Raw genomic sequence first — 15,196 nt, forward strand, 5'->3', positions numbered from 1 at the left:
AGTGGCGTGCTCGGTGCCTTTCAGCCGGTTCTTCGCCAGCGCACCAGGGCGCTCAATCGAAAGTCATGGTACTCGCGGCCACCGACACCGGCGTCCAGTGTTCGCTGCTGGCGCGCGGCGCATCCGCTCGGGCGTGCGCGCCTACTCGCCGCCGTACACGTGCGGCTGCAGCACGATGATGTCGCGCAGGTGCCGGTACTGCTCGTCGTAGTCGAGGCCGTAGCCCACCACGAACTCGTTCGGCACGTCGAAGCCGACGTAGCGCACGGGAACATCCGACTTGAGCCGCTCCGGCTTGCGCAGCAGCGTGCAGATCTCGACAGAGGCGGGGCCCCGCGACTCCAGGTTCTGCTTGAGCCACGACAACGTCAGCCCCGAGTCGATGATGTCCTCGACGATGAGCACGTGACGACCCGTGAGGTCCGTGTCGAGGTCCTTGAGGATGCGCACCACACCGCTCGACTCCGTGCCGGAACCGTACGAGCTCACCGCCATCCAGTCCATCTTCAACGGAATCGTCAGCTCCCGCGAAAGGTCGGACACGACCATGACCGCGCCCTTCAGCACACCGATGAGCAGCGGCTCGCACTCGGCGTAGTCGCTCTCGATACGGCGGGCGATCTCGGCGAGCTTCGCCTGGATCTCCTCCTCCGTGATGAGGACCTCGCGGACGTCGTTCGGAATATCAGTAGCGCGCATCCTGGCTCCCTGGGTGGTTCAGCGCTCGACGAAGCGAGCGCGGTGTGCGAAACGGTAGAAGCTAGGCGGTCTCGTCGAGGTGGTCGTCGTGCGCGGAGGCCGTCGCCCCGAACAGGATGCGACCCTTCTCGCGCTCGACCCGGATGCCAGGCAGATCGACGGGGCCCTGCCCGCGCCACTCCGTCGCCAGCGCCGTGACCGCCATCGTGTGCCCACGAGTGAGCGAGACGCCGAAGCCCTGCTCGGCGACGATACGGCAGATGCGCTGACGCAGCGCCGGGGGCTGCGCGACGATGCCGCCGACATCGAGGGAGATGCGGCCGTCCGCGTCGGTGTTCACGATCTCGTGCGCCCACTCGAGCGCAAGCGCATCCAGCGTCTCGGAATCTTCGCGGAGCGTCGTCGCCGTCCGAGCGAGCGCCTCCGAGATGCCGGGGCCGAGCTCCTTCTCGAGGAGCGGAAGAACCGTGTCGCGAACGCGGACACGCGTGTACGCCGGGTCGCTGTTGTGCGGGTCGATCCACGGGGAGAGCCCCTGGTCTTCGCACGCCTGCACCGTCACCGCGCGGTGGATGCCGAGCAGCGGCCGCAGCAGAGCGCCGGTGACCGGCGCCATCCCGTGCAGGCTCTTCGCTCCGGAACCGCGAGCCAGGCCAAGCAGGACCGTCTCCGCCTGGTCATCCAGCGTGTGCCCGAGGAGGACCCACGGCGCACCCGTCTCGACGCGCACCGCCTCGATCGCCTCGTAGCGAGCCACCCGGGCAGATGCCTCGGGACCGGCTCCGACGTCTTCCACGCTCACCCGCACGACGCTCACCGGGGCGAGCCCGAGCTCGGCGGCCTGCTCCGCGGCGCGCTCCGCGACCCGCGCAGAACCCTCCTGCAGATCGTGGTCGATGATGACCGCGCCAGCCTCGACCTCGAGGCGCTTCGCCTCGAACGCCGTCGCGGCAGCGAGCGCCAGCGAGTCCGGACCGCCACTCAGCGCGACGAGAATGCGGTCGCCCTTCTGCACGCGCCCGAGGAGAGAACCACGGACGGCTCGACGAAGGTCGGCAACAGCTGGAGTGAGGCGAGGGCGATCTGACACAGGTACAGCCTAAACGCGCCCGCGCGAACCGTCACGCTCGAAGCCGGAACATCCCAGAAGGACGAACCCGCGAGCCGCGGAAACGGGCAGACGCCTCAACGCTTGCGACCGAAGAGGAAGTAGGAGATGGGACCAACGAAGTTCACCAGCGAGAAGGCGCCCCACGCGAGTCGCGAACCCCGCACCTGGCTCGGCTTGCGACGCAGGAGGCTCAACAGCGCGGCCCCGAGCAGCGTGAACTGCACACCAGCCGCCAAGGCCGTCCCCAACGTCAACGCGTGCGGAAGCGCCTGGCCTGTCCCCTCCCGGAGCGGGATGAACGGATCGACGTGCAGCGCTTCCTTGAGATCAACCATGGAGACCAGCATGCCACGACCATCCACCCGGCCATCATTCCGGGGTCACACAGCACCCACGCCACGCCCGACGCCGAACCGCGCCACGCGAACCGCGCATCCGCAGCCCCGGGCGGGGCGCATCCACTACCCTGAAACCGAACGAAACCAACGGTTTCGTGCGGCGAGCAGCGCCACACCGGGCCCGCCGACAAGCCACACAGAATGAGCGCCGCCAGGCGCAACGAAGGAGCGCCATGGGCAGCTACGACGTCGTCATCGAAATCCCGCGCGGAAGCCACAACAAGTACGAGGTCGACCACGAGACCGGCCGCGTCTTCCTCGACCGCGTGCTCTTCACGCCGTTCGTGTACCCCGTCGACTACGGCTACTTCGAGCACACCCTCGCCGACGACGGCGACCCCCTCGACGCACTCGTGCTGCTCGAGTACCCGCTCTTCCCGGGCGTCGGACTCAAGGTGCGCCCCGTCGGCGTCCTCAACATGGCCGACGAAGCCGGTGGAGACGACAAGATTCTCTGCGTGCCCGCGAAGGACCCCCGCTGGGCGAAGATCCAGGACCTCGACGACGTCGACGACTCCACCAAGGACCAGCTCAAGCACTTCTTCGAGCACTACAAGGACCTCGAGCCCGGCAAGTGGGTCAAGGTCGAGGCGTGGGGCGACGCCGCCGCCGCCGAGGCGATCATCGAGCGCTCCATCGCGCAGTACAAGCCCACCGAATAGGCGCAGCTCACCGGCCCGACCGGTGACCGGCTGACCAAGCCCCGCATCCACTGCAGAAGTGGATGCGGGGCTTCGTCGTGCGCGGAGCGCTTCGCGCTGCGCGTGACCAACATGAGTGCAGATCTGGGGTTCACGGCACCGATCCGCTCGAATCAGCCGGAATCTGCACTCATGTTGGTCAGCGCCGGGGCGGCCGATCCCGTCGCTGTCCAACTTCCGTGACGAAACCAGCCGCAGGGGCACTCAGAGCACGCCGGTGCCTGAACCGTCACGGAAGTTGGACAGCGGCGGCGGACAGGGACAATGGCGGACAGCGACCGACACGGAGCAGCGGAGGCCGGCAACCGACTCGAGACAACGGCGGCCAGTGGCCGACACGAGGCAGTGGCGTCCAGCGACCGACAGGGGACGGCGGCGGACAGTGGCCGACATGAGACAGCGGCGGGCAGCGGCCGACACGGGCCAGTGGCGGCGCGGCGAAGGCACGCAGGCACGCAGGCACGACGGCACACAGAAGGGCGGCCCCCGCCGAAGCGAGGAACCGCCCTCTCGTGCGCGCTGACGTCAGCCGACGTGCGCGTGAATCAGTAGTAGTAGATGCCTGCCGAGGCGAGCCACGGCTTCGGATCCATCAGCGTGCCCCAGTACTTCAGCTCGAAGTGCAGGTGGCAGCCGGTGGACGAACCGGTGGTGCCCGCGTAGGCGAGCACGTCGCCCGCGTTCACGGTCTGGCCGACGTAGACGTTGATGCCGCCGTCCATGATGTGCGAGTAGGAGACCTCGGTGCCGTTGCCGAAGTCGAGCACGACGTGGTTGCCGAAGCCGCCGTTGTAGCCGGCGTACGTGATCGTGCCGCTGTGCACTGCGTAGAGCGGGGCGCCGCACGTGCCGCCGTTGACACCGAGGTCGAGGCCGTTGTGCATGCGGTAGGTGCCGAAGATCGGGTGCAGGCGCATGCCGTACTCGTCGGTGACGACGCCACTGCTGATCGGGCCGTAGTAGCCAGCGAGGACACCGTTCGGGGTCTCGGGCGTCGTCGGTGGGACGACCTCCGGCTCCGGCTCGGGTTCCGGCTCGAGCTCGACGTCAGGCTTCTGCGGCTCTTCCGGGAGGATCTCGATGTCGGGCTTCGAGGGCTCCGGCTCGGGAGCCGTCGTGGGCGCAGTCGTGGGCTGAGGCTCGGGAGCGGTCGTGGGTTCCGGATCCGTGGTGGGTTCCGGCGCCGCCGTCTGCTCAGGTGCCGTCGTCGGCTGCGGGGTGACCGGATCCGGGCTCGGGGTTGGCGATTCGGCCGGCGTGGTCGGCTGCTGCGGCGTGACCGGAGCGGTCGGGTCGGCCGTGGCCGTCGGCGGGGTCGAGGGCTGGCGGGGAGGCGTGACCTGCTGCGGCGGGCGCAGCGTCTCCGGTGCGACCGAGGTGTCGGTCGGGTCGGCAGGCGCGAGCGGCGCGTTCACTGCCGGAGCCTCACTGGAGATGTCCGGCTTCGGCGGAGCCTGCACGCCGGCGGCCTCAGCCTCGGCGACGACCTGCGCGTATGCCTCTTCCTGGTACGCGGCGGCCGCCTCGGCCCGCTCGCGGTTGGTCTGCGCGACCTGCTCCTGACGCAGCTTCTCGCCCGCCGCGTAGTCGGTCGCGGTGACATCGCGCTTCTCCTTGAGCGGAGCGAGCATCGCCTGGAGGTCGGCCTTCTTGTTGTCAGCGAGGTACTTCTCGTTCTGGAGGACAACCTGCTCGGCCTGCGCCGTGTCGAACTTCGTCTTCGCCTCGACCTCGAGCTTCGCCAGCTCGTCGTGCGCGGTCGTGGCCTGCGTTCCGAGCACGTCTGCCGTGTTCTTCTCGGTCACGGCCTGGTTGTAGATGCCGTCGGTCTGCTCGGAGAGCTTGCTGATGGTGCCGAGCTGGTAGAGGAGCGTGTCGGCGTCGCCGGGGTTGAGGAAGAGCGCCAGCTTGGGGTCGCCCGCGCCTCGCGTGCTCATGGCGGCAGCGAGCTGCCCCGCCTTCTCACGGGAGGTCGATGCCTTCTCTTCGGCCGCATCCGCCTGACCCTGCAGGATGGTGACCTCGGCGAACTTCTCGCTCGACGCGGTCTGCGCCTTGCCGTGCTCTTCGCCGGCGGTCTTCGCCTGCGCCGCCGCTGCGGTGACCTTCGCGTCGAGATCTGCGATCTGCTGCTCGATCTCACCGATGAGCGCTTCCTGGCGGTCGACGTTGCCTTCAGCGGCGACGACGTCCTCCCAGGTCGCGTAGCCGTCATCGGCAGCGAAGGCTGGGCCGGATGCGAACGCGAACGCGGCGAGGACTGCTGCGGATGCCGCACCGACGAGCGGTGTGCGCCAGCGGTTGCGAAGTCGCAGGGGCTTCGGGCTCCTGGTGGCGGGCATGCGCTCTCCTCGTGATGGATCTTGGGTGCGGAACGAGGCGGACGCCTCTGCGGCAACGCGAGACCGCATCTACCACTGCAGCCACTCGTTTCACACCAACAACACGAGAAACAGTAACAAGTTTGTCAACATCTGCCTAGCGCGTCACAGGGACCCGGGTGAGAAATCACGTACCGGGTCGCCGTCTGCGCCGGAATCCCGCGCATCTCGGGGAACATCCGGTTACGAGGAAGCCTGCGCTCGCCCCCACCGGAGCACGCCACGACACGCCGAACAGGCACCGATGCGGCACCCGATTTGCTGCGAGGGAAAAACGCCCCTATGCTCTTCTCTCGGTAGTCAAGTCAGCTACAAGCACTCGGCCCCATCGTTTAGCGGCCTAGGACGGCGCCCTTTCACGGCGTTAACACGGGTTCGAATCCCGTTGGGGTCACGGTCGTGACAACACCAGGTGCTGAGATGCTGTACATTGAACTGTCGCAATCGAATACGGATGAATCAGCCCAGGCTGAGACACCACAGTAAGGCCCTGTAGCGCAGTTGGTTAGCGCGCCGCCCTGTCACGGCGGAGGTCGCGGGTTCAAGTCCCGTCAGGGTCGCCAAGCATCTTGCCCTCTTCTCGAAGAGGGCAATTTGCAACGGTGACGAACATCAGTACGTCGCCATGAGGCCTCGGCCTCCGGCTCTGTAGCTCAGTTGGTAGAGCGCACGACTGAAAATCGTGAGGTCACGGGATCGACGCCCGTCGGAGCCACTGAAACCCCGCCTAGCTTCTACATGGCGGGGTTTCTTTATGTCTGCGCGGGCACCAGGCGGTACACACGCCGTGCCCGCCCCGCGGTGAAGCCGGCCCGCACGTAGCGCTCGAGCAGCGCATCCGTCGCCGCAGCCGCAACCAGCACTGAGCCAGCAGGCGCGTGCTCGACGAGCCGCCTCGCGAGCATGACCGCAGTCAAGCGCGTGCCGGGGAGCTGCGCGAGGGCCGCGACCATCCACCGCTCCCCTTTCGGCGTCTCGGGACCAGACGCCGACAGCGTCGTCCCACCCGGCTGCACCAGCGCGATCACCGCACCCGCGAGCAGCACGGCGTAGATTGCGAGGCCGAGCAGCAGCATGATCGTGGCGTCGAAGACCAGGATGCACGCCACCCAGAGCACAAACGCCGCAGCCGTCACGAGCGCGACGACGAACCCGTCGAGGATGGGCCTCCGGCGCTCGAACAGCACGGTTCCCGTGCGCGTCCTGTCGAGGTAGAGGCCGCCCCGCAGTGTCATCGGCAGGATCGAGAACGCGTAGATCGGCACCGACAGCACCGCCAACGGCACGTTCGGCGTGGATGCACGGGCCGCGATCCACCCGGCACGCGGCAGATCCCGGAGGGTCGACGGACGGGGGCGCGCTTGAGCGGAATGTGGGGGCATCCCAACCAGGCTACCGGGGTGCCGTCAACGGCCAGCTGCGGCACATCCGTCAGCCAGATGCAGGTTCCTTGCGAGACGAAGGTGCGTCTCGCTCACTTTTGCGTGGGTGGGAGGGGCAGCAGGGGCAGCAGGGCAGGGATGCGGCGGTGCGTCAGGCCGTGACGTTGACCGTGATCTCGTGGTGGCCGGTCGCGCCGTCGGGAACGACGTTGGCGCGCGCATCCGTCTGCACCTCGCCATCGCTCGACGTGGCGCGGACCTTCACCGAGTGCTCGCCGGCCGGGGCATCCCAGTCGAGCTTCCACTGCAGCCACGTGTCGTCGGAGATGGGGGCCGCGAGCTCCGTCGGCATCCACTCGCCGTCGTCGATCTGCACCTCAACCGCTTCGATGCCCGTGTGCTGCTGCCAGGCGAAGCCGGCGATCGTCGTGGGGCCCGCGTTGAGGCTGCCGCCGCTCGGCACGTCGATGCGGGAGCCGATCTTGATCGGGCCCTTCGCGCTCCAGCCGCGGTCGGTCCAGTACGCGTTGACGCGGTCGAAGCGCGTCACCTCGAGGTCGACGACCCACTTCGTCGCCGAGACGTAGCCGTAGAGGCCTGGCACGACCATCCGCACGGGGAAGCCATGCTCGGCGGGCAGGGTCTCGCCGTTCATGCCGACAGCGAGGATCGCGTTGCGGTCGTCGGTGAGTGCTCCGATGGGGGTGCTCGCCGTCCAGCCGTCGACGGACTTCGACAGCACCATATCGGCGTCGGCCTGCGGTCCCGCGCGCTTCAGCAGCTCGCGCAGCGGGTAGCCGAGCCAGAGGGCGTTGCCGATGAGGCCGCCGCCGACCTCGTTCGACACGCACATGAGGGTCGTGATGCTCTCCTCGAGCGGCAGGGCGAGGAGCTCGTCCCAGGTGATCGTGACCTCGTTGTCGACGAGGCCGTGGATGCGCAGCGACCAGCCCTCCGGGTTCACGAGCGGCACGCTCAGCGCGGTGTCGATGCGGTAGAAGTCCTCGTTCGGGGTGACGACCGGCGGGAGGCCGGGGATCTCGAACTGGGCTCCAGCGGGAACCGCCGCGGCGCGCACGGCCGCCTGCGGCAACGCGATCGCCTCACGCACCGCCGTTACGGCGCGGGTGCCGGCCGAGAGTGCGGCACCGGATGCGGCAGCGATGGCGCCGATGACGACTGAGGCACCGGCGTAGATCAGGAAGCGGCGTCGGTCGACTCCGGCGGGCGTCGTGTCCCCGCGAGCGTCGAGGTCTTCGCCGTCGGACGCCGCGGCACGGCCCGTCGCTCCGACCGCGGAGCTCCGCGTCGTCGGGACGGCCGCCTCGCGAGACCTCTGCCGTGCGCGCTGCTCAGCAGCGTCGAGGGTCTTCGCGAGGAACTGCAGCGTGAGCACGGCCACGACCATCGCGAGCAGCGGAGGCGCCGTGTCGAGCGGCGAGAAGGGAGTGCGGGTGGCCACAGCGACGGCACCGATGGCGGCGATGAGGCCGAGGACGACCCGACCCCACGGCGGGCGCCTCGACTCGAGCACCCCGGCGACCGCTGCCAGGAGGATGAGCACCACCGCGACGAGCGCGATGAGCGCGATCTTGTCCGCGGTCCCGAACAGGGCGATCGCGGTGTCCTTGGCCCACGGCGGGGCGAGGTCGATGAGCAGCGCGCCCACTGCGACGATCGGGCTCGCGGTCGTCTGCAGGAATGCAGCCGCGAGCTCTCCGAGCCCGACGCCGAGAGCCGCGGCGCCGATCCCGGCGAGGCCCGCCGGGACGGACTCGCGGAGGCGACGACGGCGCGTTCTCACCTGTTCGGGACTGGTTTCGAGGGACATGGCGGACACGGTACGCGCGCGAAACCCGGCCGGGCTGAGTGTGGGCGGATGGTGTGCATCCCCTGTGAATAGTGACCGGAGGTGGGGCTCAGGGGCCACGCGCAGGAGACCGGCTCGGGTGCGGTCGCCCACCGCGCCTGGCAGACTGGAGGCTTTGTGCCGCGTCATCCGGCGCACGTGCATCCGGCGCCGTTCCGACCCCGGCGCCCGAGAAGGGCCGGTTTGTCAGCGCTCAACGTCCTCGCCAACCTCCTTCGGGGCGCGCTCATCGGCGTGACCGAGATCATCCCCGGCGTGAGCGGTGGAACCATCGCGCTGCTGATCGGCGTCTACGAGACCCTGATCGACTCGGCCGGCCACCTCGTGCGGGGCGTCGTCCGCGCCGTCGCCGACACGCTGCGCCGCCGAGGGCTCGACCGGGCTCGCGAGCACTTCGCGCAGGTGAGGTGGGGCGTGGTGCTCCCGATCGGCATCGGGATGCTCGTCGCGCTGGTCGTCGCGGCTCGCCTCGTCGCCCCGCTCATCGAGGCGCACCCCATCCCCTCGAGGGCACTCTTCGCGGGACTCATCGCCGTCTCCCTCATCGTTCCGGCACGGATGCTCGGCGCCCGCTGGCAACTGCGGGACTACGCCATCGCGGTCCCCGCCGCGGTCCTGAGCTTCGTGCTCACGGGGCTGCCCTCGGCCAACGACGCCGACCCATCGGCGCTCGCCATCTTCGTCTCGGCCGCCGTCGCCGTCTGCGCGCTGGTCCTGCCCGGTGTCTCCGGCTCCTTCGTGCTCGTCACGACCGGCATGTACGAGCCGACGCTGCGGGCCCTCAACTCGCTCGACTTCGGGTACGTCGCCATCTTCGCCGTCGGCGCCATCACGGGACTCGCCCTCTTCGTCCAGGTGCTGCTGTGGCTGCTCTCGAAGCACCGCCGCGTGACGCTGGCCCTCATGACGGGCCTCATGGCTGGCTCGCTCCGCGCCCTCTGGCCCTGGCAGACCGAGGACCGCGAGCTGCTCTGGGCCTCCGGGGACGTCGTCGGCCCTGTGCTCTGGTTCCTCCTCGGTGCCGCGATCGTCGCCGCCCTCCTCATCGCCGAGGGCCTGCTCGTGCGCCGCGCGCTGCGTCGCGCTCCCCAGGCGCACTCGTAGCTCGCGCCGGGAGCCCAGGCGCGAGTTCCGAGGTCAGCCCGCGCAATGTCGGCGGTGCTCGCTAGCATGAGACGCGCATCCACTCGACAGCAGGGAAGTGCCCGATGAGCCTCGTTCCAACGGACCCGTATGCCTCGCAGCCCGAGGACAGCCAGTCGCGATCGTCGCAGGCGAACGGCGCACCATCTTCGCCCGCCGCCGGCTGGTACCCCGACCCGACGGGACGACAGCGCTACTGGGACGGCGCGCAGTGGGGCCAGTACGCGCCAGCGCAGCCGCAGGCCGCCGGCGCTCCCATGCTCTACCAGCAGACCGTCGTGGTCAGCGGAGGCAAGGAGGTCGGCATCACCTACGTGCTCGCGATCTTCCTCGGCGGGCTCGGTATCCACAACTTCTATCTGGGGCGCACCGGCATCGCCATCACCCAGCTCGTCCTGTACCTCGTCGGAATCGCCACCTCGTGGCTCGGCATCGGGCTCCTGCTCATGTTCGGCGTCGCGATCTGGGTCATCGTCGAGCTCTTCCTCATCCCGCAGTTCGTGCGCGAAGCCAACGCACGCCTCGCCGGGGCAGGCGCGTACGCGGCGAACCAGGGCTACGGCCCGGCCGGTGGCGGCGGATCGTACCCGGGTCAGTACTAGCGCACGTCCGACGCCGGTCCCGGCTCAGCTGAGCGAGAAAGCCCGATCACCCCAGGCGGTGCGGAGATCCGCGTCGAGGTCGTCGACGACCCGATCTGCGTGGTCGATGACGAGGGTCGAGCGGGCCGCCCCAAACGCGGGCCATGGCACCGCGCCCGGCAAGCCGCCGTCGGTGGGCCGCCCCTCGCGGGCGAACGACGTCCAGAGGGCGAGCATCCGGTCTGACACCTCCCCCGCCTGGCGTCGGCCCCCGAGCTTGTAGGCGAGCCCTCGCGGGTCGGTGTCCAGGTTGCCCCACACATACGCGATCTCGGTGCCGTGCGTCGCGCCGAGGCGCAGCACCTTCAGCACGTGCGTCGCGAAGTCGAAGCGGTACAGGAACGTCGGCGCGATCCGCGAGTGCCCCTCCGCGATCCACACCGTCGGCATGCGGAAGCCCACGTCACGCGCGATGCCGAGCCCCACCATCCGCTCCCGCACGCCCTCGTACACGTCGAGGATGTGCTCACGGTCTGGCATGTCGACGGTCGGGTTCTCGGCGGCGATCTCGGTGATCATCGTCGTCAACGCCGCCTCGCCGACGGGTAGCAGCGGCGACTTCGCGAGCTTGAAGAACGTCGCCTCGTCTCGGTTCGTGCCGATGATGAGCGGCACGGGAAGCCCGCGCCCCTCGCTCAGCACGGTCACGGGATGCTCCGGCAGGAGGTCCCCGTCGACGACCGGCGCGAAGGCGAGCGTGCCAGGCGACTCGGTCGGGATCTCCGCGAACAGCTCAGTCGCCACCTCGACGATGCTCGAGACGGGAAGAGCGCGGAGCGCCGACCAGTCACGGCTCGCGGGCGCCTCCCCCGGGGTGCCCTCCACCGCGCCGTTGCGGCCCTCCACTCCGAGCTTCGCGACGAACCGCTCGGCGACGAGCTTCGCGCGCGCGAGCCCATAGACGCTCGTCGCCGGTGAGCTCTCGACGATCGCGGCCGAGAAGAGTCCCAGCGCGGAGGGCGTCGCGAGGAGCGTCGACACGATGCCGGCGCCCGCCGACTCCCCGAAGACAGTGACCCGTGCGGGGTCACCACCGAACGCGCCGATGCTCGATTGCACCCACTCGAGCGCGCAGAGCACATCACGCAGGGCGAGGTTCGAATCGAACTGGCCTCCCGCTCCGTCGAGTGTCGAGAGCTCGAGGAACCCGAGTCCGCCGAGCCGGTACCCGAGCGTCACGACGATCACGTCGCCACGCTCCGCGAGGGCCGCCCCGTCGTACACGGGCTGCGTGATGCCGCCGAGCGCATAGGCGCCTCCGTGCACCCACACCATGACGGCACGCGCGCCCCCGGCGTCGCCCGCGCCGGCCGGACGCCAGACGTTCGCGAACAGGCAGTCCTCGTCCGTGAGCGCCCTCTCCCCTACATCCATGCCCTTCATGCGGGGCTGCGGGGCGATCGGTCCCGGGATGCGGGCATCCACGACCCCGCCCCAGGATTCGACGGGAACGGGGGCGCGCCAGCGCAGCTCACCCGTCGGCGGCTTCGCGTAGCGGATGCCAAGCCAGTGCTCGGTGGCCCCCTCGGCGGTGCCGCGGAGCGTGCCGCTCGGCGTCTCGACCAGCGGGGGCGCAGAGCTCGAGGCGTGCGGCGTCGACGGGTGCGGTTCTGCGGCTGGTCCCATGGGCAACTCCGGCGTTCGAGGGGCAACTCTGAGTGCCAGCTTCCCACCGCGCACGCCAGCTGCGGCGTGCCGCGGGTCTGCCGACCCGAGCGCGTCAGGTCACGGGGATGGACGCATCCCGCCAGCCGACCGGGGTTACTCGAACATGCCCTCGATGGGGCCGCGGGCGAAGTAGATGAGGAAGCCGACCGCCACGATCCAGAGGAGCGGCGACACCTTGCGGGCCTTTCCCGTGAGGGTCTGCACGAGCACCCACGAGATGAAGCCGGCGCCGATGCCGTTCGCGATGGAGTAGGTGAGCGGCATGACGACGATCGTCAGGAAGACGGGCAAGGCGACCGAGAAGTCGTCCCACTTCAGCTCGCGCACCTGAGACACCATGAGCACACCGACGACGACGAGCGCCGCCGCCGCGACCTCGAGCGGCACGATCTGCGTCAACGGGGTGAAGAACATCGCCAGCAGGAACATGACGCCCGTCACGACGCTCGCGAGGCCAGTGCGGGCTCCCTCGCCGACGCCGGCCGCGGAGTCGACGAAGATCGTGTTCGACGAGCTCGACGTCGCACCACCCGCGACGGCGCCGATGCCCTCGACGACCAGCGACGACTTGAGGCGAGGGAAGTTGCCCTGCTTGTCCTGCAGGCCCGCCTCGCGGGTGAGACCCGTCAGGGAGCCGACCGCGTCGAAGAAGTTCGTGAACACGAGCGTGAAGACGAGCATCACGCCCGCCAGGACGCCGATGCGCTCGAACGCGCCGAAATCGAACGCGCCGATCAGGCCGAGGTCAGGGACCGAGACGATCTGCGTCGGCAGCACCGGCACGTTGAGCGACCAGCCGCCCTCGTTCTCGAACGCCGGCCCGAGCTTCATGATCGCCTCGACCACAACCGCGACGACCGTCGTGCCGACGATGCCGATGAGCAGCGCACCCTTCACGCGGCGAGCCATGAGCACGCCCATCACGATGAGGCCGACCACGAAGATGAGCGTCGGCACCGTCGTCACCGAGCCGCCGACGCCCAGCTGGACGGGCGGCGACGCGTTCCCCGAGGACGTGACGAAGCCCGCATCCACGAGCCCGATGAAGGCCAGGAACAGGCCGATGCCCACCGTGATCGCCGTCTTCAGCTGCGGCGGCACGGCGTGGAAGATCATCTCGCGCAGACGGGTCGCCGACAGGACCACGATGACCAGGCCGTTGATGACGACCAGCCCCATCGCCTCAGCCCACGTCACCTGCTGCACGACGTTGACGGCGAGGAAGGAGTTGATGCCGAGCCCCGCGGCGAGACCGAACGGCAGGTTCGCGATGACACCGAACAGGATCGTCATCACACCGGCAGTGAGCCCCGTGACCGCCGCCACCTGAGAGGCCTGCAGCCAACCGCCCTCCACGTCCAGCGTGGCCTGGTCCTGCGAGAAGCCGCCGAGGATGAGCGGGTTCAGGATGACGATGTACGCCATCGTCATGAACGTGACGAGCCCGCCTCGGATCTCCCGCGGCACGCTCGAACCCCGATGCGTGATCTCGAAGAACGTGTCGAGACGCTCCTTGAACGACGACCCGCTGCCCCGCTTCGTCGGCGCCACTCGGGTGGCACGCTCGGGCGCCGGCCCGTGGCCGCCGCCCGCCTCCGCTCCCGCCTGTCCCTGCTCGACTGCGGACTCGTGGCTGTCGCTCATGCGGCTCCCCTGATCGTGCTGCTCGCGTTAACAGGGACAAGCGTAGTCAGCGCGCGAGACCCGCGCGGCGCGCGCCGACCGCACCGCGACCCTGCGGGCGCCAAGGGTCGCCGGATCCCCTAATCTCGTAGAGGTCACGCGCCGCTCCCCCGCGCAGGCCCAACCCCGCCGAACGACCTGGAAGCGAGACCACCGTGGCACTGCCCTGGAAACTGCACGGAGACGGCAAGAACGTCCCCGCGAGCGACATCGTGCTTCCCGAGGAGCGGCTCACCTGGCCGCGCACCATCGGGCTCGGCGCGCAGCACGTCGTCGCGATGTTCGGCGCGACGTTCCTGGTGCCTCTGCTCACCGGCTTCCCGCCATCGACGACGCTGCTGTTCTCCGGCATCGGCACGATGCTGTTCCTCCTCATCACCCGCAACCGGGTGCCCAGCTACCTCGGCTCATCGTTCGCCTTCATCGCGCCGATCCTCGCCGCCGTCGCATCCGACGGGCAGGGCGTCGCCCTCGCCGGCATCATCGTCGTCGGCGCGCTCCTCGCCGTCGTCGGCCTCATCGTGAACCTCGCGGGCACGCGCTGGATCAACCTGCTCATGCCGCCCGTCGTGGCAGGAACGATCGTCGCCCTCATCGGCTTCAACCTCGCGCCCGCCGCGAAGAACAACTTCGAGGCCTCCCCCATCGTCGCCTCCATAACGCTGCTGACGGTCATCATCGTCGCAGTCGCCTTCAAGGGCATGGTCGGCCGCCTGTCGATCCTCATCGGCGTCGTCGTGGGCTACATCGTCGCCGCGTTCATGGGCCAGGTCGACCTCGCCGGGCTCGACGAGGCCGCGTGGATCGGACTCCCGACGTTCACGACCCCCGTCTTCGCCGCCGAGCACCTCCTCGTCTACCTCATGTTCGTGCCGGTCGTGCTCGCGCTCATCGCCGAGAACGTCGGACACGTGAAGGGCGTCGGCCAGCTCACGAACCGCAACCTCGACCCCATGGCCGGCCGGGCGCTGCTCGCCGACGGCCTCGCGACCGTGCTCTCCGGCTTCGGCGGCGGCTCCCCCACGACCACGTACGGCGAGAACATCGGCGTCATGTCGGCAACCCGCGTCTACTCGACGGCCGCCTACTGGGTCGCGGCGATCGCCGCCATCCTCCTCGCCCTCTCGCCCAAGGTGGGCGTGCTCATCGCGAGCGTCCCCGGCGGCGTGCTCGGCGGCATCACCACCGCGCTCTACGGCCTGATCGGCATCATCGGTGTGCGCATCTGGCTCGAGAACAAGGTCGACTTCTCGTCACCGACCAACCAGTTCACGGCGGGCGTCGGCCTCATCGTCGCGATCGGCGACTTCACCATCAACAGCGGGCAGGTCACGTTCGGCGGCATCGTCCTCGGCACCGTGGCCACGCTTGTCGTCTACCACCTCATGAGCGGCATCGCCCGGCTCCGCGGTTCCGACGCCGACGACGCTGGTGACGATCTTGTCGCCGGCGCCGACGGGGCAGCGGATGCGGAGCGCACCACGCGCTAGCCGCCCCGCGCATCCCGCCCGTCTCGTCC

General features: G+C 69.4%; 12 protein-coding genes and 3 tRNA genes. 7 read left to right on the plus strand and 8 right to left on the minus strand.

What is annotated here, in order from left to right; translation table 11 throughout:
- Positions 1-141: 141 nt before the first annotated feature.
- From hpt to GV007_RS04005, 3 genes are all read right to left on the minus strand, one after another.
- Positions 142-699, minus strand: a complete 558-nt coding sequence (gene hpt, locus GV007_RS03995; protein WP_104240269.1) for a hypoxanthine phosphoribosyltransferase — start codon at positions 697-699, stop codon at positions 142-144.
- 61 nt (positions 700-760) lie between these two features.
- Positions 761-1,789: a tRNA lysidine(34) synthetase TilS gene (gene tilS / locus GV007_RS04000; RefSeq protein WP_104240268.1), complete on the minus strand. Its 1,029-nt coding sequence runs from the start codon at positions 1,787-1,789 to the stop codon at positions 761-763.
- 95 nt (positions 1,790-1,884) lie between these two features.
- On the minus strand, positions 1,885-2,145 hold the full coding sequence (locus GV007_RS04005) for a PLDc N-terminal domain-containing protein (RefSeq protein ID WP_104240337.1): 261 nt from the start codon (positions 2,143-2,145) through the stop codon (positions 1,885-1,887).
- A gap of 236 nt (positions 2,146-2,381) precedes the next feature.
- Here GV007_RS04005 and ppa point away from each other — a divergent pair, with 236 nt between their 5' ends.
- Positions 2,382-2,870 (plus strand): inorganic diphosphatase, encoded by a 489-nt coding sequence (ppa, locus tag GV007_RS04010; protein ID WP_160071111.1) that lies wholly within the window; start codon positions 2,382-2,384, stop codon positions 2,868-2,870.
- 584 nt (positions 2,871-3,454) lie between these two features.
- Here ppa and GV007_RS04015 read toward each other — a convergent pair.
- Positions 3,455-5,251, minus strand: a complete 1,797-nt coding sequence (locus GV007_RS04015) for a peptidoglycan DD-metalloendopeptidase family protein (RefSeq protein ID WP_160071112.1) — start codon at positions 5,249-5,251, stop codon at positions 3,455-3,457.
- A 360-nt stretch (positions 5,252-5,611) separates the two neighbouring features.
- Between GV007_RS04015 and GV007_RS04020 the strand changes: the two genes are divergently transcribed.
- The 3 genes from GV007_RS04020 (at position 5,612) to GV007_RS04030 (ending at position 6,005) form a co-directional block, all read left to right on the plus strand.
- A tRNA-Glu gene (locus GV007_RS04020) sits at positions 5,612-5,684 on the plus strand.
- Positions 5,685-5,776: 92 nt separating this feature from the next.
- A tRNA-Asp gene (locus GV007_RS04025) sits at positions 5,777-5,853 on the plus strand.
- A 79-nt stretch (positions 5,854-5,932) separates the two neighbouring features.
- A tRNA-Phe gene (locus tag GV007_RS04030) sits at positions 5,933-6,005 on the plus strand.
- Positions 6,006-6,042: 37 nt separating this feature from the next.
- Here the strand turns inward: GV007_RS04030 and GV007_RS04035 are convergent.
- Positions 6,043-6,672: a hypothetical protein gene (locus GV007_RS04035; protein ID WP_160071113.1), complete on the minus strand. Its 630-nt coding sequence runs from the start codon at positions 6,670-6,672 to the stop codon at positions 6,043-6,045.
- Positions 6,673-6,823: 151 nt separating this feature from the next.
- Positions 6,824-8,503, minus strand: a complete 1,680-nt coding sequence (locus GV007_RS04040) for a molybdopterin-dependent oxidoreductase (protein ID WP_160071114.1) — start codon at positions 8,501-8,503, stop codon at positions 6,824-6,826.
- Between the two features lie 222 nt (positions 8,504-8,725).
- Here GV007_RS04040 and GV007_RS04045 point away from each other — a divergent pair, with 222 nt between their 5' ends.
- A complete protein-coding gene (locus GV007_RS04045) occupies positions 8,726-9,646 on the plus strand; it encodes a DUF368 domain-containing protein (protein WP_160071115.1) in 921 nt (306 codons plus the stop codon).
- A gap of 104 nt (positions 9,647-9,750) precedes the next feature.
- Entirely contained in the window at positions 9,751-10,287 is a 537-nt protein-coding gene (locus GV007_RS04050; protein WP_160071116.1) for an NINE protein, read from the plus strand.
- 24 nt (positions 10,288-10,311) lie between these two features.
- Here the strand turns inward: GV007_RS04050 and GV007_RS04055 are convergent, their stop codons facing one another.
- The gene (locus tag GV007_RS04055; protein ID WP_160071117.1) at positions 10,312-11,952 is read right to left on the minus strand and encodes a carboxylesterase/lipase family protein; all 1,641 of its coding nucleotides are present in this window, start codon (positions 11,950-11,952) and stop codon (positions 10,312-10,314) included.
- A gap of 135 nt (positions 11,953-12,087) precedes the next feature.
- Positions 12,088-13,638: an NCS2 family permease gene (locus tag GV007_RS04060; protein ID WP_160071118.1), complete on the minus strand. Its 1,551-nt coding sequence runs from the start codon at positions 13,636-13,638 to the stop codon at positions 12,088-12,090.
- Between the two features lie 194 nt (positions 13,639-13,832).
- On the opposite strand from GV007_RS04060, the gene GV007_RS04065 reads away from it, so the two are divergent.
- Complete coding sequence (locus GV007_RS04065; RefSeq protein WP_160071119.1) at positions 13,833-15,167, plus strand: uracil-xanthine permease family protein; 1,335 nt, start codon at positions 13,833-13,835, stop codon at positions 15,165-15,167.
- Positions 15,168-15,196: the final 29 nt, after the last annotated feature.

This window comes from Pseudoclavibacter sp. 8L (genome assembly GCF_902506465.1).
Taxonomy (GTDB): Bacteria; Actinomycetota; Actinomycetes; order Actinomycetales; family Microbacteriaceae; genus Pseudoclavibacter.